21 protein-coding genes and 1 pseudogene are annotated in these 25,951 nt (G+C 52.9%); 8 read left to right on the top strand and 14 right to left on the bottom strand.

Annotated features, from left to right (window positions below):
* The first annotated feature begins 36 nt into the window (after positions 1 to 36).
* Together BN1247_RS18610 and BN1247_RS15340 are read left to right on the top strand one after the other, a co-directional pair.
* Entirely contained in the window at positions 37 to 333 is a 297-nt protein-coding gene (locus BN1247_RS18610; RefSeq protein ID WP_074011199.1) for an FmdB family zinc ribbon protein, read from the top strand.
* Positions 334 to 440: 107 nt separating this feature from the next.
* Positions 441 to 1,724: an L-lactate MFS transporter gene (locus BN1247_RS15340; RefSeq protein ID WP_231633325.1), complete on the top strand. Its 1,284-nt coding sequence runs from the start codon at positions 441 to 443 to the stop codon at positions 1,722 to 1,724.
* A 105-nt stretch (positions 1,725 to 1,829) separates the two neighbouring features.
* On the opposite strand, the gene BN1247_RS15335 is transcribed toward BN1247_RS15340, so the two are convergent.
* The 4 genes from BN1247_RS15335 to BN1247_RS15320 form a co-directional block, all read right to left on the bottom strand.
* Entirely contained in the window at positions 1,830 to 3,137 is a 1,308-nt protein-coding gene (locus BN1247_RS15335) for a helix-turn-helix domain-containing protein (RefSeq protein ID WP_054951144.1), read from the bottom strand.
* 67 nt (positions 3,138 to 3,204) lie between these two features.
* Positions 3,205 to 4,542 (bottom strand): amidohydrolase, encoded by a 1,338-nt coding sequence (locus tag BN1247_RS15330; protein ID WP_054951143.1) that lies wholly within the window; start codon positions 4,540 to 4,542, stop codon positions 3,205 to 3,207.
* Positions 4,539 to 5,732 (bottom strand): M20 metallopeptidase family protein, encoded by a 1,194-nt coding sequence (locus BN1247_RS15325; protein ID WP_054951142.1) that lies wholly within the window; start codon positions 5,730 to 5,732, stop codon positions 4,539 to 4,541. The genes BN1247_RS15330 and BN1247_RS15325 overlap by 4 nt, the downstream gene beginning before the upstream one ends.
* A 91-nt stretch (positions 5,733 to 5,823) precedes the next feature.
* The gene (locus tag BN1247_RS15320; protein WP_074011197.1) at positions 5,824 to 7,359 is read right to left on the bottom strand and encodes an AbgT family transporter; all 1,536 of its coding nucleotides are present in this window, start codon (positions 7,357 to 7,359) and stop codon (positions 5,824 to 5,826) included.
* A 353-nt stretch (positions 7,360 to 7,712) separates the two neighbouring features.
* Here BN1247_RS15320 and hutH point away from each other — a divergent pair, with 353 nt between their 5' ends.
* From hutH to BN1247_RS15305, 3 genes are all read left to right on the top strand, one after another.
* Positions 7,713 to 9,185 carry a histidine ammonia-lyase gene (gene hutH / locus BN1247_RS15315; RefSeq protein ID WP_054951141.1) on the top strand — a complete coding sequence of 491 codons (1,473 nt, stop codon included), beginning with the start codon at positions 7,713 to 7,715 and terminating at the stop codon, positions 9,183 to 9,185.
* A 200-nt stretch (positions 9,186 to 9,385) separates the two neighbouring features.
* Positions 9,386 to 10,708 (top strand): Na+/H+ antiporter family protein, encoded by a 1,323-nt coding sequence (locus tag BN1247_RS15310; protein ID WP_054951140.1) that lies wholly within the window; start codon positions 9,386 to 9,388, stop codon positions 10,706 to 10,708.
* Between the two features lie 77 nt (positions 10,709 to 10,785).
* Positions 10,786 to 11,421: a thioredoxin family protein gene (locus tag BN1247_RS15305; protein ID WP_315969659.1), complete on the top strand. Its 636-nt coding sequence runs from the start codon at positions 10,786 to 10,788 to the stop codon at positions 11,419 to 11,421.
* 195 nt (positions 11,422 to 11,616) lie between these two features.
* Here BN1247_RS15305 and BN1247_RS15300 read toward each other — a convergent pair whose 3' ends face one another.
* The 3 genes from BN1247_RS15300 to BN1247_RS15290 all read right to left on the bottom strand — a co-directional run bounded on the left by BN1247_RS15300 (position 11,617) and on the right by BN1247_RS15290 (position 15,232).
* Positions 11,617 to 12,801 (bottom strand): MFS transporter, encoded by a 1,185-nt coding sequence (locus BN1247_RS15300; RefSeq protein WP_231633323.1) that lies wholly within the window; start codon positions 12,799 to 12,801, stop codon positions 11,617 to 11,619.
* 210 nt (positions 12,802 to 13,011) lie between these two features.
* Complete coding sequence (gene recQ, locus BN1247_RS15295; protein WP_054951692.1) at positions 13,012 to 14,802, bottom strand: DNA helicase RecQ; 1,791 nt, start codon at positions 14,800 to 14,802, stop codon at positions 13,012 to 13,014.
* A gap of 199 nt (positions 14,803 to 15,001) precedes the next feature.
* On the bottom strand, positions 15,002 to 15,232 hold the full coding sequence (locus BN1247_RS15290) for a hypothetical protein (RefSeq protein ID WP_054951139.1): 231 nt from the start codon (positions 15,230 to 15,232) through the stop codon (positions 15,002 to 15,004).
* A gap of 193 nt (positions 15,233 to 15,425) precedes the next feature.
* Between BN1247_RS15290 and BN1247_RS17500 the strand changes: the two are divergent.
* A pseudogene (locus BN1247_RS17500) lies at positions 15,426 to 15,590 on the top strand (rhodanese-like domain-containing protein); the annotation flags it as partial.
* 147 nt (positions 15,591 to 15,737) lie between these two features.
* On the opposite strand, the gene BN1247_RS15285 reads toward BN1247_RS17500, so the two are convergent.
* Positions 15,738 to 16,949 (bottom strand): S1C family serine protease, encoded by a 1,212-nt coding sequence (locus tag BN1247_RS15285; RefSeq protein ID WP_054951138.1) that lies wholly within the window; start codon positions 16,947 to 16,949, stop codon positions 15,738 to 15,740.
* A gap of 155 nt (positions 16,950 to 17,104) precedes the next feature.
* Between BN1247_RS15285 and BN1247_RS15280 the strand changes: the two genes are divergently transcribed.
* Positions 17,105 to 17,299 carry a hypothetical protein gene (locus BN1247_RS15280; RefSeq protein ID WP_231633321.1) on the top strand — a complete coding sequence of 65 codons (195 nt, stop codon included), beginning with the start codon at positions 17,105 to 17,107 and terminating at the stop codon, positions 17,297 to 17,299.
* A gap of 175 nt (positions 17,300 to 17,474) precedes the next feature.
* Here the strand turns inward: BN1247_RS15280 and BN1247_RS15275 are convergent, their stop codons facing one another.
* From BN1247_RS15275 to yycF, 5 genes are all read right to left on the bottom strand, one after another.
* On the bottom strand, positions 17,475 to 18,263 hold the full coding sequence (locus tag BN1247_RS15275; RefSeq protein WP_054951136.1) for an MBL fold metallo-hydrolase: 789 nt from the start codon (positions 18,261 to 18,263) through the stop codon (positions 17,475 to 17,477).
* Positions 18,264 to 18,364: 101 nt separating this feature from the next.
* A complete protein-coding gene (gene yycI, locus BN1247_RS15270; protein WP_054951135.1) occupies positions 18,365 to 19,087 on the bottom strand; it encodes a two-component system regulatory protein YycI in 723 nt (240 codons plus the stop codon).
* A 1-nt stretch (position 19,088) separates the two neighbouring features.
* A complete protein-coding gene (yycH, locus tag BN1247_RS15265) occupies positions 19,089 to 20,432 on the bottom strand; it encodes a two-component system activity regulator YycH (RefSeq protein ID WP_054951134.1) in 1,344 nt (447 codons plus the stop codon).
* Positions 20,429 to 22,210, bottom strand: a complete 1,782-nt coding sequence (locus BN1247_RS15260; RefSeq protein WP_315969658.1) for an ATP-binding protein — start codon at positions 22,208 to 22,210, stop codon at positions 20,429 to 20,431. The genes yycH and BN1247_RS15260 overlap by 4 nt, the downstream gene beginning before the upstream one ends.
* Before the next feature lie 34 nt (positions 22,211 to 22,244).
* Positions 22,245 to 22,955 (bottom strand): response regulator YycF, encoded by a 711-nt coding sequence (yycF, locus tag BN1247_RS15255; protein WP_054951133.1) that lies wholly within the window; start codon positions 22,953 to 22,955, stop codon positions 22,245 to 22,247.
* Positions 22,956 to 23,296: 341 nt separating this feature from the next.
* Between yycF and BN1247_RS15250 the strand changes: the two genes are divergently transcribed.
* Positions 23,297 to 24,109, top strand: coding sequence for a YheC/YheD family protein (locus BN1247_RS15250; protein WP_054951132.1), 813 nt, complete (start codon positions 23,297 to 23,299; stop codon positions 24,107 to 24,109).
* Positions 24,110 to 24,303: 194 nt separating this feature from the next.
* On the opposite strand, the gene BN1247_RS15245 is transcribed toward BN1247_RS15250, so the two are convergent.
* On the bottom strand, positions 24,304 to 25,590 hold the full coding sequence (locus BN1247_RS15245) for an adenylosuccinate synthase (RefSeq protein ID WP_054951131.1): 1,287 nt from the start codon (positions 25,588 to 25,590) through the stop codon (positions 24,304 to 24,306).
* Between the last annotated feature and the right edge of the window lie 361 nt (positions 25,591 to 25,951).

Raw genomic sequence — 25,951 nt, 5'->3', positions numbered from 1 at the left:
TTAAGGGGCGACTTTAACCAGAGGGGGGGTGAACAGATGCCGTTATATACATTTAAGTGTACCGCATGCGGACCGTTTGAAACGTGGCAAACGATCAAAGAGCTTGACAAAGATACAATATGTCCTAAGTGTCATTCCGTTGCGAAACGCGTATACGGCTCCCCTGCTCTCATTACCACTCCTCAATCCGTACGAAGGCGAATCGAGTATGGTGCAGAGCCTAAAAGGGTGACGCGTGCACATGACGAGAGCACTCACAGCCACACCCCGCATTCCCACCAAACGACACACACCCACCATCGGACGCACCGTCCGTGGCAAGTAGGACATTAAAATCTTTCAAATCGGAAGCCACCCATTTTTTATCTCGCTGGCCATGAAAATGTCTCCGGTATCCTATTCTCCGTTCCAACAATATGAGCAGCAGAGGAGTATGCATCGTGGGGAAAACAAAAAACAGATGGTTAATCGCACTGTCCGCCGTAGCTATACATCTATCGATCGGCTCTGTCTATGCTTACAGCGTGTATCAAAAACCTCTCTCTACACAGTACGGATGGAATACGACAGACGTTTCCTTAGCCTTTACGATCGCGATTTTTATGCTCGGGATGTCTGCAGCTTTTTTAGGCCGTTTTGTAGAAAAATACGGACCGCGGAAAGCGGCATTCGTGGCTGCGGCGTTTTTTAGTATAGGGACATTAGGTGCCGGTGTAGCCATAACGCTTGAATCATACCCACTTTTTTTATTGTTTTACGGCGTGATCGGAGGAATCGGGCTCGGCGTCGGTTACATCTCTCCCGTCTCAACATTGGTCAAATGGTTTCCCGACCGCCGGGGATTAGCTACCGGTATAGCCGTGATGGGATTCGGAGCAGGCGCCTCAGTGACTGGCCCGATTGCAGGTCGGTTAATAGAAGTGACTAGCATCCCAAACACATTTTATATTTTAGGAGTCATGTACCTACTCCTCATGTCTCTCGGCGCATCGTATTTGAAACGGCCGCAAGAGGGCTGGATGCCACCCGGTATGAAAGAAACAGTAACTTCCGGCCGTGTAAAAGTAAAGACAGACCTTGCACAAATGACAGCTAGCGAGGCAATCAAGACTCCGCGGTTTTGGCTCCTCTGGACCATGATGTTTATAAACATTTCTGCAGGTATTATGATTTTATCTGTCGCCTCGCCTATGGCCCAAGAAATAACTGGCATGTCCGTCATGGCCGCAGCGACGATGGTCGGCTTAATCGGCTTGTTTAACGGGGCAGGGCGCATTGGTTGGGCAGCATTTTCTGACTATATCGGACGACAAAACATATATTTGCTGTTTTTTGCGATCCAAGTTGTTGCTTTCTTCTTACTCCCTTACACTTCCAATGACGTGTTTTTTTCTATTCTCGCTTTTATTATTGTTAGCTGTTACGGCGGGGGATTTTCTTGCCTCCCAGCCTTCATCGGCGATATTTTTGGGACGAAACAATTAGGCGCAATTCACGGATATTTACTGACATCTTGGTCAATGGCTGGCATCGCCGGTCCGATGATCGTATCGACGGTGTACGATGCGACTAAGAGCTACACGACGACATTTTACATTTTTGATCTACTATTAGTCATTGCTTTCTTTGCAGCGATCGGGCTACACCGCAATCTCAACAAGTTACAAAAAGAGCTCAACGGAAGACCATACGACGGAGCGCATACCGAAGCTAAGTGCTCCTAACGATCAATGACAGAGGTTAACCTTTGTTTGCTAACCCTGGAGTCGAGGCTTAATAGCCAAAAAACGCGCCCACTGGCATGGGCGCGCAAGGACACACTTGTCTCATTACCGTTCGACTTCGACGCGGTACACTTTGCGCGGGCGCCCTTTCGGACCCGGCCGTTCTTCCCCGACGACCCGGGCGAGCCCCGCTTGCTCCAGTTCAACTAAAATACGTCGCGCATTGCGGGTCGTCACCCGCAGCAACGTCGCTAACTCGTTCGCCGTCACGTCGCTTTTTCCGTACTTTCGCAAATACGCCTGTACGCGCATCCACTGCGGCGACGTCTGTTCGTCGTTACGCAACGCAAAAGTGACATCGGTTCTCGCATCGCCCGTTGCGGTTAGCGGTCCGCGCACCTCTCCTTCTTCTGTCGCGAGAAAGGCGTGCAGCGGCTCGTACTGTTTGGCAAACTGCAAGGCTAGGCGGCTATTTTTTTCGGCGGTAAACACTGTTTGTCCATAGCCGATGCCGGCGTACGCCTTCAACTGCGTCTCGGCGTACAATTCTTCCAACCACCGTCCCATGCTGTGCCCCGCCTGCGCCCGATCGTCCAACACACCGCGCGTCGTAAAAATGAAAAACGACACGTCGCCCGTACGGATCAGCGATCCGTCGACTGTTTCGGCATAGGCGAGCAACTTCTCTTCAAAGGCGAGCTGCTGCTGACGGAACTTATACGAATACGTCGCTTCCGGCTCAGACGACTGCCAAGCGAATTCGACCGCTACGACCGCAATCGACGAGTGAATGTAATGAGCGGTAGCAATTTTTTGTTGTAATAACGCCATCGTCTGGCGAATAATCATCCGCGTCGGTACGACGCGCAACACGGGCACGCCTTCCTGTTGCAACTGCTGGTAGACGGACTGGATGCACGTTATAGCGTAATCCGCCGTCCGCTGCTCGTAACAGTCGCGATGAAAAGCGACGAGCTTCTCCGTTTCCAAGTAGTCGTGAAAGGGCAACACGTCGAAGTGTTCCGGTTCAATGCCGAGTTCCGTAAACACCTCGGCGATTTCACTCTCTTTATACGTATCAAAACTGATGCGCGCAAGTTTAAGTCCGCGGTGGATGACCGCTTTCAGCAACGTACTCGTCAAACTAGAACCGATGAGCGGCGTATACAGCGCACATTCCTCGGTCAACATTCCCCGCTGCACGACGTACTCGTAAGGGACAGGACCAGAGAAGAGCCAATAATCGACCGCGCGCTCCGCTTCAATGTGCGCCGTCATTTCTTGCACATTTCGATAACAAAAAGGGAGAAACGTCAGGTTGGGGTGTTCCCGCCCCATCTCCACCATCAGTTTCACCGAATCTTCAGGTCCGATTAATCCCACCTTAATCGCCATCTCTCGCACCACAACCATCCGCCAATATTTCCTTTATTATAGCAGATCGGTGTGACGTGCGACGCAACCGTTACCTAATTTTATCCTATTCCTGCAGAAACATCGTCAATGTCCGTACATACCCTTCGACCGCTACGCGCAACACGCGTTCGTCGAAGTCGAAGGTCGACTGGTGATGCTGCGCGGCGAGCGGGGTGCCGAATAGCATATACGATGCCATCCCGCCGCGCTGTTGCACCCGCTGCATCATGTGCGTCGCGTCTTCGGAAGCGCCAAAAACGACACTGTCGCGCACCGTGTGCACGTCGGACACGCCCTGCCAAAGCGGCCGCAGCTGCTCAATTAACGCCGCATCACCTTCCGCCTGTCCCGCTGAACCGACTTTGTCCAATGTGAGCCCTACATCGTACATGTCGCCAGCGGCGCGTAAAATGCGCACCGTCTCTTCATCGAGAAAACGGTGCACCGTGTCGTCCTCCCCGCGCACTTCCAGCGCCATGTGTGCTTCGGCGGGCACGACGTTTCGCCCTGTACCCGCGTAGAGCGTCCCGACATTGACACGCGAAGCACCGCCACTGTGTCGCGGAATCGCGTGTAAGTTCAACGCGGCTGTCGCCGCTGCTAACAGCGCATTTTTACCGAGCTCCGGGTTTCCGCCGGCATGCGCTGCCCGTCCCGCGTAAGCAGCGTCCCACTTCGTCGTCACATAAAAACCGTGTGCATTTAACACAACCTCCCCGAGTGTATCGCTACGAAAACCGATATGCCCGCTTAAAAAGACGTCCACGTCGTCGAGCCAACCTTTGCGCACCATCGCCAGCGCACCGCGCCCGCCTTCTTCCGCCGGTTGAAACAGCAGGCGAATCGTCCCTTTCCATCGGTTCGCGTACTGTGCGACGAGGCGAGCGACGCCTAAGCCGATCGCAGCATGCCCGTCGTGGCCACACGCGTGCATACAATCTGCGTACTCGGAGCTAAACCGTTCCGCTGTCGGTCGGTGCGTTTCGTCAGTCGCTTCTGCCACGTCGTTACTGTCGATGTCAAAGCGGAACGCGATCACTGGACCAGGGACTCCCGTCGCCCACTCGGCGACGACGCCCGTCTTTCCGCCGCGCATCGCCGCGAGCAGTTCAGCGGAGACGCCAGCGCCAAGCGCCCGCTCCTCACTGGCGCGCAACACGGACTCCGCCGGGACTCCCATGCGCTTGTCGGCACGCGTCACATCGTCTCCTAAATAGACACGCCACCCCCACTCGCGCAAACAGTAGACGATCCGCGCCGTCGTACGGTATTCCGTCCACCCCGGTTCCGGAAAGCGATGAAAGTCTCGCCGCCACTTAACGAGCTGGGGGTACAGTTGCGCCACGTCGCGCGCGAGCCAATCGCGATTGCCGTCGCCATTCGTAGGCCGCGCATCGCTCACTGTCTATCCCGCCTTTCGCGCATAAAGTTCGCCGCCACTTGTGCCAGCAGTTCCGCGCCGAGCGGCAGGCACGCTTCGTCGAGGTGAAACTCTGCATCGTGGAGCGGTTTGTTTAGCAACGGGTCGGGACTGCCGCAACCGAGCCAATAAAAGGCGCCTGAGTACCGCTCTAAAAAGCGGGAAAAGTCTTCGCCCGCGAGTGCCGGCTGTACGTCGGGCAGCCCGCCCTCCCCGAGGATGTGCAAAGCCGCCCCGCGCACCGTTTCCGTCTCCGCCGCTCGATTGACGGTCGCTGGGTAGCCGTCCCAATAGTCGAACGCCACCGTTCCGCCCATCGCCTGCACGACGCGCTCGGCGATGTCGCTCAGCCGTTGCTTTACCATCTGCTTCACTTCCGGACGAAACGTGCGCACCGTCCCTTCAATCTCTACCTCAGCAGCAATCACGTTGTAGCGGACTCCGCCGCTCATGCGACCGACCGTTACGACCGCTGCCTCTTGCGGCGAAACGTTGCGACTGACGATCGTTTGTATCGCTTGTAGCAATTGGTTCGCAATCACAATCGCGTCAACCCCTTGGTGCGGCATACTCGCGTGTCCACCTTGCCCACTGACGACGATGCGGAAACGGTCGGACGCACCCATAATCGGCCCCGACACGACACCGACCTCTCCAACTGGCAAATCAGGCCATACGTGTTGCCCGAAAACGGCGTCCGGGCGGTACGCCTGAAACACCCCGTCCTGCATCATTGGACCTGCTCCTCCGTGTGGCGATACTTCCTCCGCCGGCTGAAAGACGAGCAACACTTTTCCCGGCAAGGCGTCGGCCTCCGCTTGCAGTAACTTGGCTGCCCCTAGCAACATCGCCGTATGTGCATCGTGCCCGCACGCATGCATCGTACCGGGAACAGTCGAAACGAAGTCGTATGCGTTTTTTTCTTGAATCGGTAAAGCGTCCATATCGGCGCGCAAGGCGACGCACGGCCCATCACTCTCGGGATTAATAACCCCTAGTACTCCCGTCCCGGCAAAGCCGGTATACACGTCGATGCCCCACTCCCGCAAAAACGTCTGTACGCGCCCTGACGTGCGCCGTTCTGCACCCCCTAGTTCGGGATGGCGATGTAGATCCCTCCTAACTGACGTAACGAACTCGCGAACGCGTGCGCCCTTTCCTTTAAAATCCATAGCGGTCTCTCCCCTATATATATTTTGCCGTTACACTTATGACGCGAATTAACTTCCTAATCGTCAAGGACGTCGCTCAATTACTTGCCCCTTACATACTCACCCCCGGTCCGAGCGGAATTCCAAACACGACAAACACGATGAGCAACACGATCCAGAAGCTTAAGAAAATGATGCTATACGGCAACATCATCGAAATCAACGTACCGAAACCGGCTTTTTTGTCGTACTCCTTCATAAACGAGAGGATGACGACGATGTATGGATTGAGCGGCGTAATGACATTCGTCGACGAATCGGCGATGCGAAACGCCGCTTGCACGAGTTCCGGTTTGAAGCCGAGTAACATAAACATCGGGATAAAAATTGGCGCCATTAGCGCCCACTGCGCCGATCCGCTGAAAATGAGCAAGTTCAAAAGTGCCGCTAAAATTGAAAAGGCGATGAGTGCCCCTAACCCCGTCAAGTTAATCGCTTTTAATAAGTTGGCCCCCTCGACGGCGACCCACGTCCCGAGATTGCTCCAGTTAAAGTAGGCAATAAATTGCGCTGCCGCGAAAATGAGCACGATATATCCAGACATGTCTTTAATCGCTTCTGCCATATACTTCGGAATGTCGCCCGTGCGTGTAACTTTCTTCACCGTTACCCCGTACGCGACCCCGACCGTGACGAAAAAGAGCAAAATAATCGGTACGATGCCGTCTAAAAACGGCGAAGGAATTAACCCACCTTTTTCATTCACGAGTGGTGACCCCGGAACGAAGATTGCCAACACGAGTAAGGCGACGTATGCAATCCCAGCAAATGCCGCGTGACGCAATCCGCGCACTTCTTGCGGTGTCGCTTCATCCATCTTCACTTTCACTTCGCCCTTGTACTGTCCTAACTTCGGTTCGACAATTTTTTCAGTCACTAGCGCTGCAATCACCGATAAGAAAATGACGGATGAGCCCATAAAGTACCAGTTACTTACCGGAGTAACGATGACATTCGGATCGATCGTCTTTGCTGCCTCAGTTGAAATACCGGCAAGTAGCGCGTCCGTGCCAGTGACTAACAAGTTGGCCGTAAAGCCGGCACCGACACCGGAAAAACCGGCTGCCAAACCGGCCAACGGGTGCCGCCCGACCGTGTAGAACACCATCGCCGCCAGCGGTGGCACAATGACGAACGCGGCGTCGGAAGCTAAGTTGCCCATAATTCCGACAAATATGACCGCATACGTAATTAACGCTTTCGGTGCACCGACAATCGTCTTCTTCATCGCAGTTTCTAACAGCCCTACTTTTTCGGCAAGGCCGATCCCGAGCATCATCGCCAACACTAAACCGAGTGGCTTAAAGCCGGTAAAATTGGTTAGCATTTCCGTCAACATATACGTGATGCCTTCCTTAGAAAGCAAACTTTTGATCGGCGTATCCTCGCCAGTTCCCGGGTGGACGACCGATACGCCGAGCGCACTGACGATCGCCGATATAATGACAACAAACAGTGCTAAGTAACAGAACAAAATAAACGGCTCCGGCAGTTTGTTCCCCATTCGCTCGATGACGTTCAAAAAGCGGAGCAATCCCTTCGGTTGATTGCCACCCTCTAGCTGTACCTGTTGCGGTGTTTGACTCAATACAATACCTCCTGTCTTTTTTTGACCATATTCGGATATATTCCATATATATTCCGTAAATAAATAGTATGCGCTTACTCCTTAGTTGTCAAGGTGTTGCTCAATTTTTCTAGGAAAAAAGTGATGTCGTCTTCGTATCACAAAGAGCAGAAGTCGCCTCTTGTTAAAAGCGCTTCCTATTCGTATAATGAAAAGGACGTGTTATGTTCGCCGGTTGCGTCGTACGGTAGAACATTGACGCAGTATTTGACAATATAGTGCTCGTACTGAAAGCGACCTATAGTCCATTAGTCCATTAGGAGGTCACACTTATTTAGTGTGGCCTCCTTTTTATATTGAGGGGGAAAGCGTACATGATTTTACTCGATGGAAAGACACTCACATTCGACATGTGCCGCGCGGTTGTATTTGACCGCGAGAAAGTCGCTTTAACAGCTGCTGCGTGGAAACGCGTGGAAGAAAGCCGCGCCCTCGTCGAACAGGCTGTCGAAAATGACGACGTCGTCTACGGAATTACGACCGGATTCGGCAAATTTAGCGATGTAGCGATTCAAAACGGCATGGTCAGTGACTTACAGCTAAACCTTATTCGCAGTCACGCTTGCGGCGTCGGCGAACCGTTTCCGGAACCGATTAGCCGCGCCATGTTACTACTGCGTGCAAATGCGCTGGCGAAGGGCTTTTCCGGCGTGCGCCGCGAACTGCTCGAACGGCTCCTCGCGCTATTAAATGAACAGATCCACCCAGTCATCCCGAGTGAAGGGTCTCTCGGAGCGAGCGGCGATTTAGCACCGCTGGCGCACCTTGCCCTCGTCCTCGTCGGCGAAGGGGAAGCGATCACAGGCGGTCAGCGCCTATCCGGCAGCGACGCATTAGCTAAGGCTGGTCTCACACCGCTTCGCCTCGCCGCCAAAGAAGGACTGGCACTCATCAACGGCACGCAAGCGATGACGGCAACCGGACTGATCGCCTATTTGCATGCGGAGGCTGTCGCGCACCGCGCCGACGACATTGCGGCGATGACGTTAGAAGCGCTGCGCGGCATTACTGACGCGTTTGCCCCTGACGTACACGCCGTACGCCCTTATCCAGAACAGGCCGAAGTCGCTCAGCGCATCTTGACCCGCGTTTCAGGCAGCACACTCGTCACGCGGCAAGGTGAACAGCGCGTACAAGACGCGTACTCGCTGCGCTGCATCCCGCAAGTGCACGGGGCAAGCCGCCAAGCGCTCACTTACGTCAAGCAAAAACTAGAAATCGAAATGAACGCAGCAACGGACAACCCGCTCATTTTTACAGAAAGTGGTGAAATTATATCCGGCGGCAACTTCCACGGACAACCGATCGCCTTGGCACTCGATTTCTTAAAAATCGCCGTCGCCGAATTGGCCAACATTTCGGAACGGCGCATCGAACGGCTCGTCAACCCGCAGTTGAACGACTTGCCCGCTTTTTTAAGCCCTGAACCGGGGTTGCAGTCGGGGTTGATGATCCCGCAATACGTCGCCGCGTCACTCGTCTCGGAAAACAAAGTGCTCGCCCACCCAGCGAGTGTCGATTCGATTCCGTCTTCCGCCAACCAAGAAGACCACGTGAGCATGGGAACGACCGCAGCGCGCCACGCGCTAAAAATCGTACAAAACGCCCGCCGCGTGTTAGCGATCGAGGCAATTTGCGCTGCCCAAGCACTCGACGTGCGCGGACCGGAAAAGGCAGGACGGGGCACGCAGCAACTGCACCGCGACGTGCGCTCGTTAGTGGCGCCGCTAACGAGTGACCGCTCGCTGAGCGCCGACATCGAGCGCGTTGCGGCGTGGATTCAATGACGGTACGGCCGCCCCACAATCGTACGACCCAACGTCCGCGAGCAGCCCAATCCTTTTCGTTAACCTGAGAGGCGGCATCGTTGCGCCTCTCGGTTCCATACTGCCAGTTTGCAGATATTACCTTTATCGTATCGCCACTTTAATGTGGTAATATGATAAAATAATATTATTCATTACCGCGAAAAGAGGAGGATTGTCACGTGCTGCTACTCAACCCTGTCATTTTATCTGTACTCGTGCTCGCCGCCCTCAGTTTAGCCCGCATTAATGTCATATTTGCTTTGCTCGCGGCGGCAGCCGTCGCCGGCTTGTCAGCAGGATTACCGATAGAAGAGACATTCAAAACGCTCATCGCCGGGATGGGCGGACAAGCAGAAACGTCGCTCAGTTATCTTTTACTAGGGATTTTCGCCGTCATTATTGCCCGTACGGGTATTACAGAACTGCTTATCCAGTCTGTGCTCCCGAAGATGAAAGGGAAACACACCGTCATCGTCTTTACGATTGCCGCTTTCGCCTGCTTATCGCAAAACGTCATTCCAGTCCACATCGCCTTTATTCCGATTCTCATTCCGCCGTTACTCGCCATTTTTAACCACTTAAAGATCGACCGTCGCGCCGTCGCCACGGCACTCACTTTCGGATTAAAAGCACCGTACATTCTTATTCCGGCTGGTTTCGGCTTAATTTTCCAAGGGATTGTCCAAGAAGAGATGACGAAAAATGGAGTGGCAATCGAACTGTCACAAATTCCGTCCGCGATGCTCATCCCGGTCGGCGGTATGGTGCTCGGGCTCATCATTGCCGTATTGTTCACATACCGCAAACCGCGCACGTACGACTCGTTCGTTACTTTTGCCGCGTCAAACGAAGCAGCTGCTGCCGCAGAGCAAGCCAAAAAGGCTTGGACGTGGCAACACACGTTGACGATCGTCGCCATCGTTGTCGTCGTCGCCTTACAATTTAAGTACGAATCGCTCGTCATCAGTGCGCTCGGAGGTATATTGACGTTATTCTTCACCCGCGTCGTCAAATGGACCGACGGCGACGGACTCGTGCAAGACGGCATCAAACTGATGGGCGTCATCGCCTTTGTCATGCTAATCGCTTCCGGATACGGCCATATTTTGCGCGAGACGGGCGCCACCGACGAACTCGTCAAAGCCGCTAGTGAATGGCTCGGCGGCAGCCAACTGTTAGGTGCGACGATCATGCTCGCCGTCGGTCTGCTCGTGACGATGGGCATCGGGACATCGTTCGGTACGATCCCCATTCTCGCCACAGTGTTCGTCCCGCTCTGTGCGGCACTCGGCTTTAGTCCGCTAGCGACTGCGGCGTTAATCGGCACCGCTGGCGCGATCGGCGACGCCGGATCCCCTGCGTCCGACAGCACACTCGGCCCGACGTCTGGATTAAATGCCGACGGGCAACACCATCACATATGGGATACGTGCGTCCCGACGTTTATTCACTTCAACATTCCGCTGTTCATTTTCGGGATCGTCGCCGCAATGGTGTTATAAACGTTACACCTCACAAAGGAACCGTTTGTCTTCGCCAACGGTTTTTTATATACTTTGGTTTAGAAAGAATGTGTCGTGTGACAGTGCGCGAAGCACATATGACGGAGGCTGAAAAAATGATGGCAAACGAAGAAAACCTGTTAAATGAAAAGGTAACGCTAAACGATTGGTTTGAATCCGGAATGACGACCGAAGATTATATCGACAGCATGAAAATTAATAAAAAAGATATGCTGCACGTATACGAGACTTTTGCCCTGACGGAAGAAGATCGCGCCTTCTTTACCCAGTTGCAGGCACAGCAATTGCGCGTCATCGCCTTAACGGCCGATTGGTGTGGCGACGCGATGCTGTCGGTGCCGATTTTGATGCACATTGCCGACACAGCAGCGATGGACATCCGGTTGCTCGTCCGCGACAAAAATCTAGAACTGATGGATCAGTATTTGACGAACGGCACGTCTCGCTCGATCCCAATTTTCATTTTTATCGATGAGTCTGGCGACGAACAAGCGGTGTGGGGTCCGCGCGCACCGGAAGTACAACAACTGATCGACGACCTTCGCACCACGATTCCCGCCGAAGACGACCCGACGTACGAGGAGAAGCAACGCGAAATGTACCGGACATTCAAGGCGCGCATTCTGTCCGACGAGTCACTTTGGCGGGCTGTGAGCCGTAGCTTGCAAGAGCGGCTGCAACCGTTAATTTGAATGTTATAACGCGACACGCGACAACGTTAATGCCACGCCACGTAAACGGAAGGGCACTCCTGCTCCCTTCCGTTTTTCTTACGTAATACTTACGGTTTTTGTATGTTTTGTACTTGAAGAAAAGGAGCTCCGATGGACACTGTCGGTTATTGGCTTGGCCCGTATATGCGGTGTTTCAGTCGCAACGCCGCTACTTTACGCCGACTGTTTCAACTGCCGCTCCCGTTGATCGTTCGGCAGCGGCAGCCCGAGCAACCCCCCGAGCAGCGGCAGCGCGGCAAACAGCTGCAACAGCGCCGCTAAGCCGATACGGTCGGCTAAACCGCCCATGAGCGAGGCGCCGATGCCTCCCATGCCGATCGCAAACCCGATCATAAGGCCAGAGACGAGGCCGATCTTTCCCGGAAACAAATGCTGTCCGTACACGACCGTCACCGAAAAACTCGATAAGCTGATGAAACCGACGATAAAGACGACGACGAACGACCAGACGCCGTCGACGTACGGCAACAGTAACAAAAAAGGAATCGTCCCGACCATCGAGAAGATGAGTATGTTTTTCATGCCATACCGTTCCGATAACACGCCGCCACAAAACGTCCCGACTGCACCCGCCAACAAAAAAATAAACAGAGCGATTTCTGCCGTTTTAAGCGTCCACCCGGCCACATTGACATAGTAGAGCGGCAAAAAACTGGAGACACCGCTATGAATCCACGAACGCATGCTCACGACAGCGACGAGTAACGCGAGTGCCCCGTACTGTGGCGCAGCGTTCTCCCCTTCGCGTTGTACTGCTTTCCTCACCTTGAACTGCCGGTACCACTTCGCGATGACGAGCAAAATGGCGCCAGATGCTCCTGCCGCGACAATTAACCAATAAGCACCTTTTAGTCCAAACGGCAAAAAAACAAACAAAACCGCTATAGGCCCAAACGCTTGTCCCGCATTTCCGCCGACTTGAAAAATCGACTGCGACAACCCTTTGCGCGGGCCGGAAGCTAAATGGGCGACACGCGAGCCTTCCGGGTGAAACGTAGCCGAACCGAACCCGATGAGCACGACGGAGAGCAGCGTCGTCGCATAGTTGTGCGCATTCGCCACCCCAAGTAAACCGCACACGAAAAAAAACGCCGCCAACGGCAATAACCACGGGCGCGACTGTTTGTCGGTAAACAGTCCGACGACGGGCTGTAACAGTGACGCCGTCAACGTACTGACCATGACGACTGTACCAAGCTGAGCGTATGTCAAGTGCAAATCTTTCTGCAGGACCGGCAACATTGCCTGTACGACCGATGTCATTAAATCGTTCAAAAAATGGGCGACGCCGATTAAAATTAAAATCGGGTAGTATGGCTCTCGCTCAATCCTCTCCACGGCGTTAACCTTCTTTCTCTCTCTTTCTATACTTCTCCTGCTACGAGATCCTTCACTACTCCCCTTCACTACTCCTTCTTGTTCATTCACAACTGCATTTGTATCACAACTTGTTCTTTTGTAACTACCTCTCGACTATAACTGTTGCCGTATCACAAGTACGCCTCATTCATTACAACTTCTTCGCAACCACTTACCGATTCGCGTCTACTAATCCCCCGCTGTCAGTTGCTCGTTCTCTGCTACGTAATCGCGAAGAAACGTTAAAAAAATTTCCCCGTACTTAGCTAACTTCGCCTCGCCGACCCCTTTGACACCTCGTAGCGCAGATTTGTTCAGTGGGCAGACGCGGCTCATTTCGCGAAGCGTACTGTCGGGAAAAATGATGTATGGCGGTACGCCTTCGTCTTGCGCAAGCTGCCGGCGCAACCGGCGCAGCGCTTCAAACAAACTGTCGTCGGCGACGATTTGCTCCTGTTTCTGCTGAACCTTCTGCCACACGTTTTCTTTCCCTTTTAACACACCGACGGCTGGTGGTGCCAGCTTTACGACAGGGTACTGCCCTTCCGTCAACGTCAAATAGCCTTCCGCGATTAAGCGGTGGATAAAGTCGACGATCTCTTTTTCCGTCTGACGCGTCATAATGCCGTAGGTGGACAAGCGCTGTAAGCCGAGTTGCAACACCTTCTGGCTTTTTGACCCTTTGAGCACTTTCGCCACCATCGTCGCGCCAAAGTTTTCGTTCATACGGCGCACGCAGGAGAACACTTTTTGCGCTTCGACCGTGACGTCGACCAGCTCCCGCGAGTCATTGCAATTGCTGCAGTTGCCACAGTCGCCATCGTGGGCGTCATCAAAGTAGTGCAAGATGTACTGGCGTAAGCAACGCGTTGTATGGCAGTAATCGACCATCGCCTGCAGCTTTTTATACTCAAACGCTTTTCGTTCGTCAGCCGCTTGGCTCTGTTCGATGAGAAATTTTTGGATTTGCACATCTTGCGGGCTGAACAAAAGCGTACACGCACTTTTTTCCCCGTCGCGTCCGGCTCGCCCCGCTTCTTGGTAATACGCCTCCATATTTTTCGGCATATTGTAGTGCACGACGTAGCGGACGTTCGATTTGTCGATGCCCATGCCAAAGGCGTTCGTCGCGACCATAATACGCACGTCGTCGTACAAAAACTGTTCTTGCGCGAGCGTCCGCTCTTCTTCCGTTAAACCTGCGTGGTACTTGCCGACGGCAAACCCTTTTTTCTGTAAATAGTGGTGTAGTTGATCCACTTCTTTGCGCGTCGCCGCGTAAACGATGCCGGACTGCTCGCGGTTGGCTGCCGCGTACTCGGTCACAAAATCGCGCTTGTTCGCGCCACGCACGACGTTAAACGTCAAATTTTCCCGGTCAAAGCCGGCGATGAACACATTATTGCCGCGCAAGCCTAACAAGTTCACAATGTCTTCGGTCACTTTTTTCGTCGCGGTCGCCGTAAACGCGGCGACGATCGGTCGCACCGGCAATAAGTCGATCATCTTGGCGATCGCTAAATAACTGGGCCGAAAGTCGTGACCCCACGCCGACAAACAGTGTGCTTCGTCCACCGCGACGAGCGGCACGGGCAACTTTTTGATCATCGCGGTAAACCTAGGCGACTCCAACCGCTCCGGCGCCACGTACAACAGCTTGTACGATCCTTGTGCCGCCGTAACCATCCGTTCGTCGACTTCCTCTTGCGAAAGGGAACTGTTTATGTACGTCGCCGGGACGTCAATACTGTGTAGCGCATCGACTTGATCCTTCATTAAGGAAATCAGCGGCGAGATGACGAGAGTGACGCCGTCTAACAATAACGCGGGAATTTGGTAACAGAGGGACTTCCCACCTCCGGTGGGCATAATGCCGAGCGTGTCGCGGCGCGCTAAAATGCTAGCGACAATTTCCTCCTGCCCGCGCCGAAAAGACGGGTACCCGTAGTAGTTTTGTAACACATCTTGCGCGAATGCCATTGCGTGTGCCAACTGCTATAACACCTCATACCGTTACTCATGTCACCTCGAAAGACGACACGTGTTCTTCCATCCATTGTACCACCGTTTTTCTCCCATGACACACGGTGACCGCCTCACCGCACCTATTAAAAAAGATCTACCTCCTCGTATCCATGTCGCGCACACCCATTTATTCCGTATTCAATCCCCTTGCAACCTAGTTGGGGGGCTCACCTGCAAACCCGTGTTGTTGCTGTAAATAATGGATGAGCGCAATTCTCATCCTTTGGTAGTCGCCTACCCCGTGGCTGCTCTCCCCGAGTACCACAAATCGTTTGTTTCGAATATACGGATCGATGAAAGAATAGTCAGTGCCGTCTACTTCGTATACTGTTTGCTTAAGTTGTTCGACCCAACGGTCGAGAGTCTGTTGCCTGACAAATAACACAATCTTCCCCCCTTACTTTTTTAACGCTTGCACTGCATAAATCGTTCCAATTGTGTGACTGCAACAGCACGAACGTAAAAAACATCTGCGCGATCCGTGGTTCGTACGCGGGTTCGTACGCGCCACAGGAAAGTAACCCCTCTCAGCGCCTGGCAAAGCGTACACATCATTCGTCCGCGTTATCACCTGATCCAGCGACAACTCCGAAGTCATCGTCTACTGTGGCTCGGGCGTCACCGCGTGTGCGAACCCCTTCGCCCTCGCCCTCAGCGGTAAAGATGTGAACGTCAAGCTGTACGCGGGCAGTTGGAGTGACTGGATTAGTTACCCGGACAATTCGGTACAAAAAAATACCTAGCCGCTTCCTCTCACGGCTAGGTTCACTTCCTCTTCATTTTTTAGTTGACGGTACGTTTTCGTATCCTGAGTAGCGAAAACGACACCGCCGCTAATTAGACGTCTATTGTGCAGTGGGAACCGCCCCGGCATTGCTGCCTGGAAACTTTTACTGCAACAGGTTGAGTGGCGTCTCGCCGAGCGTCATCTCGGTCGTCATCTTTTTCCCGTCGCGATACAACGTCACCTTCATCTTGTCGCCAACTTTTTTCTCCTTGTGTAAGTACGACTGCAACTCGGCCGGGCCGGCGACGTTCGTCTCATCTAACTTGACAATGACGTCGTTTTGCCTCACGCCGCCGTCATACGCTGGGGAACCGCGGTCAACTTGGTAAACGAACACAGCTTCCTCGATATCGTTCGGCAAGTTAAGCATGCGCCGCTGTTGCATCGACAACACGTCGAGACCGGTCACCCGCACCCCCATGTGCGGGCGAATGACACGTCCGTGGGCCATGAGGTCGCGAATGATCGGCTTGGCGTCGTTGATCGGAATGGCAAAGCCGAGCCCTTCAATCCCTTGTTGGGCAATCTTTAAACTGTTAATGCCGATCACTTGCCCGGCGATATTGACGAGTGGCCCCCCGCTGTTGCCAGGGTTGATCGCCGCATCCGTTTGCACGACGTGAATCGAATTCGTTTTATTCACTTGAATCGATCGGTCGACCGCACTGATGACGCCCGAAGTGACCGTCTGTGAAAATTCTAATCCTAACGGGTTGCCAATCGCGATCGCCGGCTCCCCGACGCGCAATTGACTTGAATCGCCGAACTCGGCGACTGCCTTCACTTTGGCTGCGTCAATTTCCAATACGGCGAGGTCGGTCAGTTCATCCGTCCCGACCAATTCTGCTGGCACGTGTGTCCCGTCGCTTAGGACGACTTCGAGGCGATCGGCACCTTCAACGACGTGGTTATTCGTGACGATGCGCGCCTTGCCACCTTTTTTCTCGAAAATAGCGCCTGACCCCGTCCCTTGCTGCATCGATTGTTCGTCCCGCGTCCACGGGTCGACACCGCGCGTGACGTTAACGACCCCGACGACAGCTGGCCGGGCTTTGTCGACTGCATCGGCAATGTTGTCCGTCACCTTCACACTGACAGACTTCACTTGCTCCTTATTGTTCACTTGGTCTTTGTTCCGACCGACGTCTGCCTTCGATTGTGGCTCTGCGCCGGGCTGCTGTTGTAAGATAAACGGCGATAAACCGAGTACGAGTAGCCCGCCAATCACCGCCGAAATAAGCGCAGTCCACATGTAAGAGCTCCGTTTCGGCGCACGCTGCCGCTCATATCTACTATCCTCATCGTAATATCCCATGACTGCTCCATCCTTCCGCTAACGCGTTATATAATCTTTCCTCTCCTTAATATATCTTAACCACCTTTTTATTCACAATTCCTTTACAGCTTAGTTCGAAAACGTGTTAAAAATGGGCGATAAGGCCATAATCGATGACAAAGGGGGACTTTCAGGTGACTATAGAAGAAGTGAATGTAATGGCACAACTCGCAGATTTGAAGGACGTAGACTATGAAAATGCGTTATTAATTGGCGCACTGATCGAACTATTAATCGCCAAACGTCTCGTAACGCGTGAAGAAATCACGCAAGCAAAAGCAGACTTGGACGCACAATTGCACCTTGCAGCCCTCAGCGACAATCCGTAAAACAAGCGACTACCCATGAAGTTAGGCGTCTACATTAACACTCGGCCACAAAACCGCCACCCCGTGCGCTGCACGGTGCCGAACAGTAAAGGAGAGCGACGATCACAGAGCGACGATCGACAGCGAGTCGCCCCGAGCTAACGCCGCTGCGCGAGATCGCCCTCCGAGTAGCTCGCTACGTTTCAGCGAGCGGAGTCGGCCGATCGTGGTATGTATCGTGTAGCCGTACTTCTTTCCCTACTTCTACCCCGGAATCGGTCAAAACATTCGCCACTGTCATGTGCGCGAGGTCGATCATGTTGTTGTCGCGGCTCAAATGGGCGAGGTACACGTTGCGCGTCTCGCTCACGAGAATGTCCAATAGCGCATCTCCCGCATCTTCATTCGACAAATGCCCGACGTCACTTAAAATGCGCCGCTTCACGTTCCACGGGTAGCGCCCCATTTGTAGCATGTTCGTGTCGTGATTCGCCTCGCAGATGAGCGTGTGAGAGCCACGCACTTTAGCGACAATTTTTTCACTTACGTACCCTAAGTCAGTCATTAAGCTCAGCTTTGCGTTTTTATGGTGTAAACAAAATCCCATCGGCTCCGCCGCATCGTGCGACGTGCCAAAAGATTCGACGGCTAAATCGCCGATCGTCATCTCCGCGTCACACGGTAGAATGTGCCGCTGCGCTTCGGCAATGTCCCCGACCGATTTCGGCAACGCCTGCCACGTCGCTTCATTCGTATAAATCGGAAGACCGTAGCGCCGCGCCATCACGCCTAACCCCCTCACGTGATCGAGGTGCTCGTGCGTTAACAAAATGGCGTCGAGCGACTCCGGTTTAACGCCAATTTTTCCTAACAGGGCGCCTATTTGCTTGCCACTCAGTCCGGCATCGACGAGCACGCGGACGCGTTCTGTTTCAATGTAGGTAACGTTCCCCGTACTTCCGCTCGCTAATATACTAAATCGCACAGTTTACCTCCTCGCAAGTTAGATGATCCAACCGGTCAAAACGTTGTTCATACATTATTTGGCTTGGACACGTGTTGCACGGACACTTGCACCATACAAAGTTACTGTAAGTGTTCTGTTTCAATACTCCCCGTAACGGCATTGACGAAGGTCGGCTCGCGACCGTCGACGAGAAAGCGCCATACGGGAACTAAAAACTGCTTGTCTCCCTCTGCTAACTGGCCGATATAGCCAAGGCGCACTTGTTTAACCGTCGCGCCGTGCGGAACGAACCCCTCTTCGACTGCCGTTTTAAAGGCGGCGTGTGCCGAGATGACGACATTCGGCTGCTCTTTTGACAAAACTTGTACTTTAATTTGTCGAAAAGCCGTTAACTGCTGATCGACGTGTTTGATCGCTAGCGGTGCCGCGTAAACCGGGTACTGGTCAACTAATTGGTAGTAACGCCATTCCCCGCGGCTCCCTTCAAGTATAGCGAATTCGTACCCACTTAAGGAAGGTATTTGCTTTTTTAGTTCCGCTTCGACCTTTTGGCGACTTCTGTCAGAGGTTGCATCGACCGCAGGTGACAAACTGTGCCAAGAAGTATCGTCCCGTTCCACGCGTACTTGGACGTATGCCATTTTTTGCAGATCCATCGGCAGCGTGTCTTCCAAATGTATTTGGTGCGCCGCGAGTAATTGATTCAACTCTTCGACTGTACGCGTACTGACGACATTGTCCTCATTGCGGTCGGTCCACGTCACGTACAGTTGATAGGCGAGGAGCGCGTTTAAACAAGCGAAAGAAATTATAAGAATCGTTTTTGCCCTGCTCCAGTCCATCTTATCCCTTCTTCCCCTTTACAGGCGGCGAAAACCAATCCTCGGTTCCGTCAATATATTGGATTCGCCATCCAGGAACGTATAACAGACCTTTCCCTTTTTTAGTGACGGCTTCGTAAGCGGGAAACATGTCGCGTACGCGGCGTAAATCGACATTTTTCATTAAGTGCTGCAAATCATCTCCCCCCGCAGTGACCGTACGGTTTGCGGTTACGTCGCTCTTCTGCGACGGATAATACAGAGAGCGACTGTAGCGCAACACTTGACCACCTTCACTCTCGACAGTTAACAGCGTATCGTAGCGATTTTTATTCTTTTTATCGTATACGGGTAGCCCGTGTTGCAGCGCGCGAAAAGCATAGCGGTTGGCCAGCTCCGCACTTTCTACTCCTTCGCCAACCACTAAAAAATGGTCGCCCATCCAAGCCCCGTTTTGATTGACAAACTTAATCGCTTGGCGCAAGTCCGTGGCGATCGACTTCGAGTCGACACTTTTTTTGTAGTTTTGATAATAGAGCATCCGATTCGCTTTGACGTACCGAACAGAGCGGGAACCGTCTTGCATAATCGTCGTATTGTCCTCGTGGTTTGTCACGGCGCGCACGAGTGACGGGTCTAAAAAGAGCAAGTTCTTCATATGATCCAGTTCAATGCTTTTTAGCGCTGCTTGTCTCTCAGGGAGGACGAGCGGCTGCACAGGGAAGTACTGTATGTTGACGATCGCCGGAGCCTCCCCTCGTGCCGACGTCTCCGTGGACAAAATTGGATTCACTGCCAACATCTTGCCATCGGGATCCCACAGAAAATCATCTCCGCTTTCGATGACGATTTTGCTCTCGTACACGCTGTTTTCGAGGTCGGAGATGAAAAGGGCAAACATTTCGCCCCGCTCGCGGTAAATCCATATGCGGTCAATCCAATGTTGCTCTTCCAAGTTTTTCAAATCCGGCAACAGCCGGTTGACGAACAAACTCGTGGGGAGAGAAGTCGGAAAACGGAGTTCCCAACCTTGTGCATGCTGTAGTTGCCGCTCCCATTCTTTTTTACTCACGACGCGCTTTTTCGTTTGTAACACGCGCCAGTCGTGTAACGAGGAAACAATGCGATCGTACAGCTGATTGTCGGCAAACACGAGTGCATGTCGCCCTGTACCGGAATGGAACACAAGCGTGCGCGGTAGGACGAGCTGCTCCAACTCCACAGGCTCACCAATCGCCTGCTGCGGGATGTAATTGTTCCGGTCAAGCTCTTCCGCATTGGGGGAACTGTACCACAACAAACTCGTTAAGAGCAAACTCGTCAACATGAGCACAGCTAATACGACCGATTTTACCCGCTCGATCACGTGAATTCCCCCTTACGTACCGCTGGCAACGTAAACGAAACAGTCGTTCCTTGCTCCACGCAACTGTCAATGTCGATTTGCCCCCCGTGGGCGCGTACAATTTCCCGGGAAATCGACAAACCGAGCCCCGTTCCGCCCATGGCGCGCGAACGCGCCTTATCGACGCGATAAAACCGCTCAAAAATTCGCGATAAATCTTGCTTAGGAATGCCGATGCCGTTATCGCGTATACTGACTTTCACGAACGACTCGCTTTCTACTGCAGCACTCACTTCGATTTTACCGTCTTCTTGTGTATATTTTAGCGCATTGGACAATAAGTTGTTCACCACTTGCACGATCCGGTCGCGATCGACCCGCACAGTAGGCAGCGGAGAAGCGACATTTAATTGCAGCGCGATCCGCTTCTGTTCACACGGAATTAAGAAGCGGTTAGTCGCTTCCTCTAATAGCGGGAGGAGCGGCACCTCTTGTTTATGAAAATACGTCTCTTTTGAATCTAAACGCGATAAATGCAACAAGTCGGTTACGAGGCGAATCATCCGTTCCGTCTCCGCTTGCGTCACGTGCAAAAAACGTGGACCTAACTCGGGATCGTGCAGCGCACCGTCGTCTAACGCCTCTAAATAACTATTGATTGTCGTCAGCGGCGTACGCAATTCGTGCGACACGTTCGCTACAAAGTCCTTCCGCTGCTGTTCTAACCGTTCTTGCTCCGTCACATCTTGCACGACGACGATCGCGCCACCCGGGCTGTCTTGCCGCTGATACGTCGTAAACGACATTTTCAGGTGCGTCACAGCTTCTTCTCCGGAACCGACCTCGGCATACACCTCGCGTTCCTCTAACAACGGCCACGACGGCTTAGGCGAAAAAGGTGGCAATACGTCCACCAAGTCATCCCCTTGCCGGATCTTGCGCTGCAAAATATGCTGTGCCCGCTCGTTGTAGACGACGATGCGCCCTTGCCAGTCGGTCGCAATGACACCGTCACTCATATTTGCAAGGACGGAAGCGAGTTTTCCCCGTTCCTCCTCGTTTTGGGACAACGCCTCATCTAAGCGCACCGTTAAATGGTTGAACGCCTCCCCTAACTGGCCAATTTCGTCATTACTCATAATTTTAACTCTTTGATTAAAATCACCGGAAGCCATGGCGGTTGCCTGTTCCGTAATCGCCTTGACGGGAGTCGTAATCGTGCGCGACAAGAGGACTCCGAGAGCGGCCGTTAGGACGAGGGCGACGATCGTCCCCGTCGCTAAAATGTTGTTAATGCGTCGCACGGTATCGTACATCCCTTTCATAGACGCCCACAAATAGACGGCCCCGACCGTTTGTCCCTCGTCGTTTTGCACCGGGGCAGTCGCGACCATGATGCGATGTCCGGACATGCGGTCGGTACGGATGTCGGAGGCGCGCGTTCCGAGTAAGGCCCGGTTAACTTCTACTTGGACATTTTTCTGGCCGCGCAGTTGTTTTTCCGACTCCGACGCCCCGACGACGATGCCGTTGCGGTCGATCACTTGCGCCCCACCGTTATTGAGTGTCAAAATATTGTTCACTAGTTTATTTAGATCTTTCCACTTTTCACCTTCTGCTTCATGCCCGTCACTTAAATACGGCTCGACGTTAAATGCGAGCGACTGCGCCTGGTAGTTCAAGGAGTCCGTAAAATTGTCGACAAACGACCCCTCCACGGTGCGAATAAAGTAAAGACCGATAATTTGCATCGCAATGAGGATGAGTGAAATATATATGATGACAAGTTTCCATTGCACGGTTTGAAATAAGCGTCTCATCGGGCGCATAACATCACCTGTCAGCGTGTGGATTCCGCATCGTGTATCCAAGCCCACGGCGAGTGACGATATATTGCGGCTTACTGGGGTCATCTTCTATTTTTTCGCGTAAGCGCCGGATCGTGACGTCCACCGTGCGCACGTCGCCGAAATAGTCGTACCCCCATACGGATTGCAACAAGTGTTCCCGCGTGAGGACGCGGTTTACATTTTGCGCGAGATAGTTCAGTAAGGCAAATTCGCGGTGCGTCAATTCGATCGCTTCCCCTTGTTTTTCGACCGAATAACTGCGCATGTCGATCGTGACATTGCCGATGCGCGTTACTTGTTCGCCCGCGGCGGAGTCCCGCTCGCTTTGCTGCTCGAAACGGCGCAAATTGGCACGAATGCGTGCTAATAACTCCCGGTTACTGAACGGCTTCGTCACGTAATCGTCCGCACCGAGTTCCAACCCTAACACTTTGTCGACCTCGGAGTCCTTCGCCGTGAGCATGATGATCGGCATGCGGTGTTTTTGGCGTATGTGGCGGCATACTTCCATCCCGTCTTTGCCCGGTAACATGAGATCGAGCAAAATGAGATCGGGCGGCGCGCTTTCGACGGAGCGAATCGCTTCGTTTCCGTCTTCGACACACGTCACCGCGTACCCTTCTTTTTCGAGGTTAAATTTTAAAATATCGGCGATCGGCTTTTCGTCTTCGACAACTAAAATATTTACTACCACTTTGTCCACCTCTCCTATGGTAAACGAATACGCGTGTTCTTAACGTATTCGTGGCATACAATAAACAACAAAAAACAACGTCCCTATATACCAAATGATAACATACTGTACCGGGGTGCAGAGAGGGAATTGCAGGGTCGGCCGCCCCTCCATCGGCATGTGCGACATTTTTTTCGCTAGCGTCTTTTCACCTCTTCCGCCACTCGTGTACACAATCCCTTCCCTCCCACAGTGCGATTGAATACGATACGGTAACGACGGTAACGGCAATAACAACACGCGTAAAGCAGGGAGGATTCCTGCACTTTTCAAGCACTTATGCGGACGAAGAAGGGGAGGCCATGGGGAAATATCCTTTTCAACAGATTGCCAGTAAATGGCTGAAGACACAAGTGATGCTCAAAAATAAGCGCCTCGTGCCGTACATTCCAACGACGACGTGGTTTCAGAGGGAGCACTTATTCTCGCTGTTAGAGCGATACGGTTTAGTGTACTTGAAACCGGACAAAGGAGGTGGGGGGGTTGGCGTCGTGCGCGTCGAAATGCCGGCGAGAGGACAATATGTCGTCCATTATGCCACCGTGCGCAAAAACGTGATCGGCGACAACGCGTTGCTCACTTTTTTAACACAACGCATGCTTTCCGGAAAACGGTACATTTTACAACGCGGGATTCCGCTCGCGCGCATTAAAGGGCGCCCGTTCGACATTCGCATCGTCGTACAAAAGCCGGAGGCGAAGTGGGTCATCATGGGCATGGTCGCAAAAGTAGCAGCGAAAGCAAAAGTTGTCACGAATCGCGCTGGCGGCGGAATGGCCCTCTCTTTTGCCGACGCACTGAGCAAGAGTTTCCACGCTAGTGAGGAACAAATTAAGAACGCCCAGCAGCAGTTGACCGCCATTGCGCTCGAGACGGCTTCTGCCCTCTGCGAGCGGTTTACGCGCTTGCGCGTGCTAGGGTTAGATGTCGGCTTTGACGACAGCGGGTGTCCGTGGATTTTTGAAGTGAACACGCGGCCGCTGTTTCATTTATTCCAGACAGTCGATCCCCCGCGTTACCGCCAAATTATCGACAACCAACGCAAAATTATAGCGGATGAGCAGAAGCGCGCATTATCCGCTTACGCCCACAAAAGGACACAACAGCGCGGATGACGATTGGTGAGAGGACATCTTGACGCACTTTAAGCGAATTCCGTTTGACTTCGACAGCTTCGCCATACCGCTCGGAAAGCGGGTAGTGTGCATCATAAAAAAGGGACTCCGCGCCGCATAAAAATGTGTAGCGCGGAGCCCTGTGGAGCCCTCATAAGTAGCTATAATGAGTCGTGTGGCGCCGTAGGACGGCTTTAAGCGTAAATACTGCGGACGACGTTCGTTTGTTCGCGGTTCGGGCCGACGGAAAAAATCGTCAACGGTACACCGGTCAATTGGCTAATGCGTTCGACATAGTGACGCGCCGCGAGCGGCAATTCGTCGAGCGTGCGGACTCCGGTAATATCTTCCGTCCAGCCGTCCAATTCTTCGTAGACCGGTTCGCATTCCGCGAGCATACTCAAACTGGCCGGGTAATCCTCGACGATTTTGCCGCGGTAGCGATAAGCGGTACAAATTTTTATCTTCGGTAGCCCCGTCAACACGTCCACGGAATTAAGGGAAAGCCCGGTGAGCCCACTGACGCGGCGCGCATGCCGCACGACGACACTGTCAAACCAGCCGACGCGCCGCGGACGCCCCGTCGTCGTCCCATACTCTTTCCCAATCTCGCGAATGCGGTCGCCGGTCGCATCCGTCAATTCGGTCGGGAACGGACCGTCGCCGACGCGGGACGTGTACGCTTTAGCTACCCCGACGACGTGGTGAATTTTTGTCGGGCCGACGCCGGATCCGATGCACACCCCGCCAGCGACGGGATTGGACGACGTGACATACGGGTACGTCCCTTGATCGATATCTAACATGACTCCTTGCGCACCTTCAAACAGCACGCGCTGTCCTTGGTCGATCGCATCGTTTAATACGACAGATGTATCCGTCACATACGGGCGCAACTGGTCGGCATACGCGTTATATTCGGTAAACACCTGCTCAAAGTCGAAGCCTTCACTGTCGTATAACCGTTGCAGCAACCGATTTTTTTCTTCGAGGTTTTGTTTTAATTTACTCTGAAACACGTCCTTATCGAGTAAATCAGCGACGCGGATGCCGCAGCGGGCCGCTTTATCCATGTAGGCGGGGCCGATCCCTTTCCCCGTCGTGCCAATCTTGCCGACTCCTTTGCGCTGTTCCTCTAAGCGGTCCAACGTAATATGGTACGGCATAATGACATGCGCCCGGTTAGAAACGAACAAATTATTCGTGCTGAATCCGTTTTCGTGTAAATAACTGAGCTCCTCAATTAACGCCTGCGGGTCGATCACCATGCCATTGCCGATCACGCACAGCTTATCAGTGTAAAAAATCCCCGAGGGGATGAGGTGCAATTTGTACTTTTTCCCTTTAATCGAAATCGTATGGCCGGCATTGTTTCCACCTTGATACCGGGCGACGACTTCAGCCTTTTCCGCTAAAAAGTCCGTTATTTTGCCTTTCCCTTCGTCTCCCCACTGAGTTCCTACAACAACAACAGACGACAAGGCACTCACCTCTTCATTCGCATTTTACACGTTCTTATTCCCTGTTCAGTTTCAGTTTAGCAGTTAAAAAACGCTTTTGTCAAATGAAAACCGAACAATAATCCCTTTAAACCGTTATTTATTCGTACATGTATCCACCGGTCTGGGACTGTTACCGAAACGTGATATAACCTTTCTTAAATATACCTTTAACGACTCTCATTTCGTCACCACTGTTGTATACGAATTTATAATCCGCAATCCGTCACAATCGTACACACAGCTTGTGGGACAAACAGGTGACACACGATATTGGAGACCGCTTGGAGACCACTTGTGATGCACAAAAAAGCTGACCCATACCGTTGATGGATCAGCCATT

The sequence above is a fragment of the Numidum massiliense genome, from assembly GCF_001375555.1.
Lineage (GTDB): Bacteria > Bacillota > Bacilli > Thermoactinomycetales > Novibacillaceae > Numidum > Numidum massiliense.
The sequence above is the reverse complement of the archived record's forward strand: the minus strand, read 5'-3'. Positions and strand labels throughout refer to the sequence as shown.

Excerpts from the sequence above, each read along its gene's own strand:
- BN1247_RS18610 (WP_074011199.1), top strand. The coding sequence starts at position 37 with ATGCCGTTATATACATTTAAGTGTACCGCATGCGGACCGTTTGAAACG.
- BN1247_RS15335 (WP_054951144.1), bottom strand. The coding sequence starts at position 3,137 with ATGGTTGTGGTGCGAGAGATGGCGATTAAGGTGGGATTAATCGGACCT.
- BN1247_RS15325 (WP_054951142.1), bottom strand. The coding sequence starts at position 5,732 with ATGGATTTTAAAGGAAAGGGCGCACGCGTTCGCGAGTTCGTTACGTCA.
- hutH (WP_054951141.1), top strand. The coding sequence starts at position 7,713 with ATGATTTTACTCGATGGAAAGACACTCACATTCGACATGTGCCGCGCG.
- recQ (WP_054951692.1), bottom strand. The coding sequence starts at position 14,802 with ATGGCATTCGCGCAAGATGTGTTACAAAACTACTACGGGTACCCGTCT.
- BN1247_RS15285 (WP_054951138.1), bottom strand. The coding sequence starts at position 16,949 with ATGGGATATTACGATGAGGATAGTAGATATGAGCGGCAGCGTGCGCCG.
- yycI (WP_054951135.1), bottom strand. The coding sequence starts at position 19,087 with ATGGACTGGAGCAGGGCAAAAACGATTCTTATAATTTCTTTCGCTTGT.
- BN1247_RS15250 (WP_054951132.1), top strand. The coding sequence starts at position 23,297 with ATGGGGAAATATCCTTTTCAACAGATTGCCAGTAAATGGCTGAAGACA.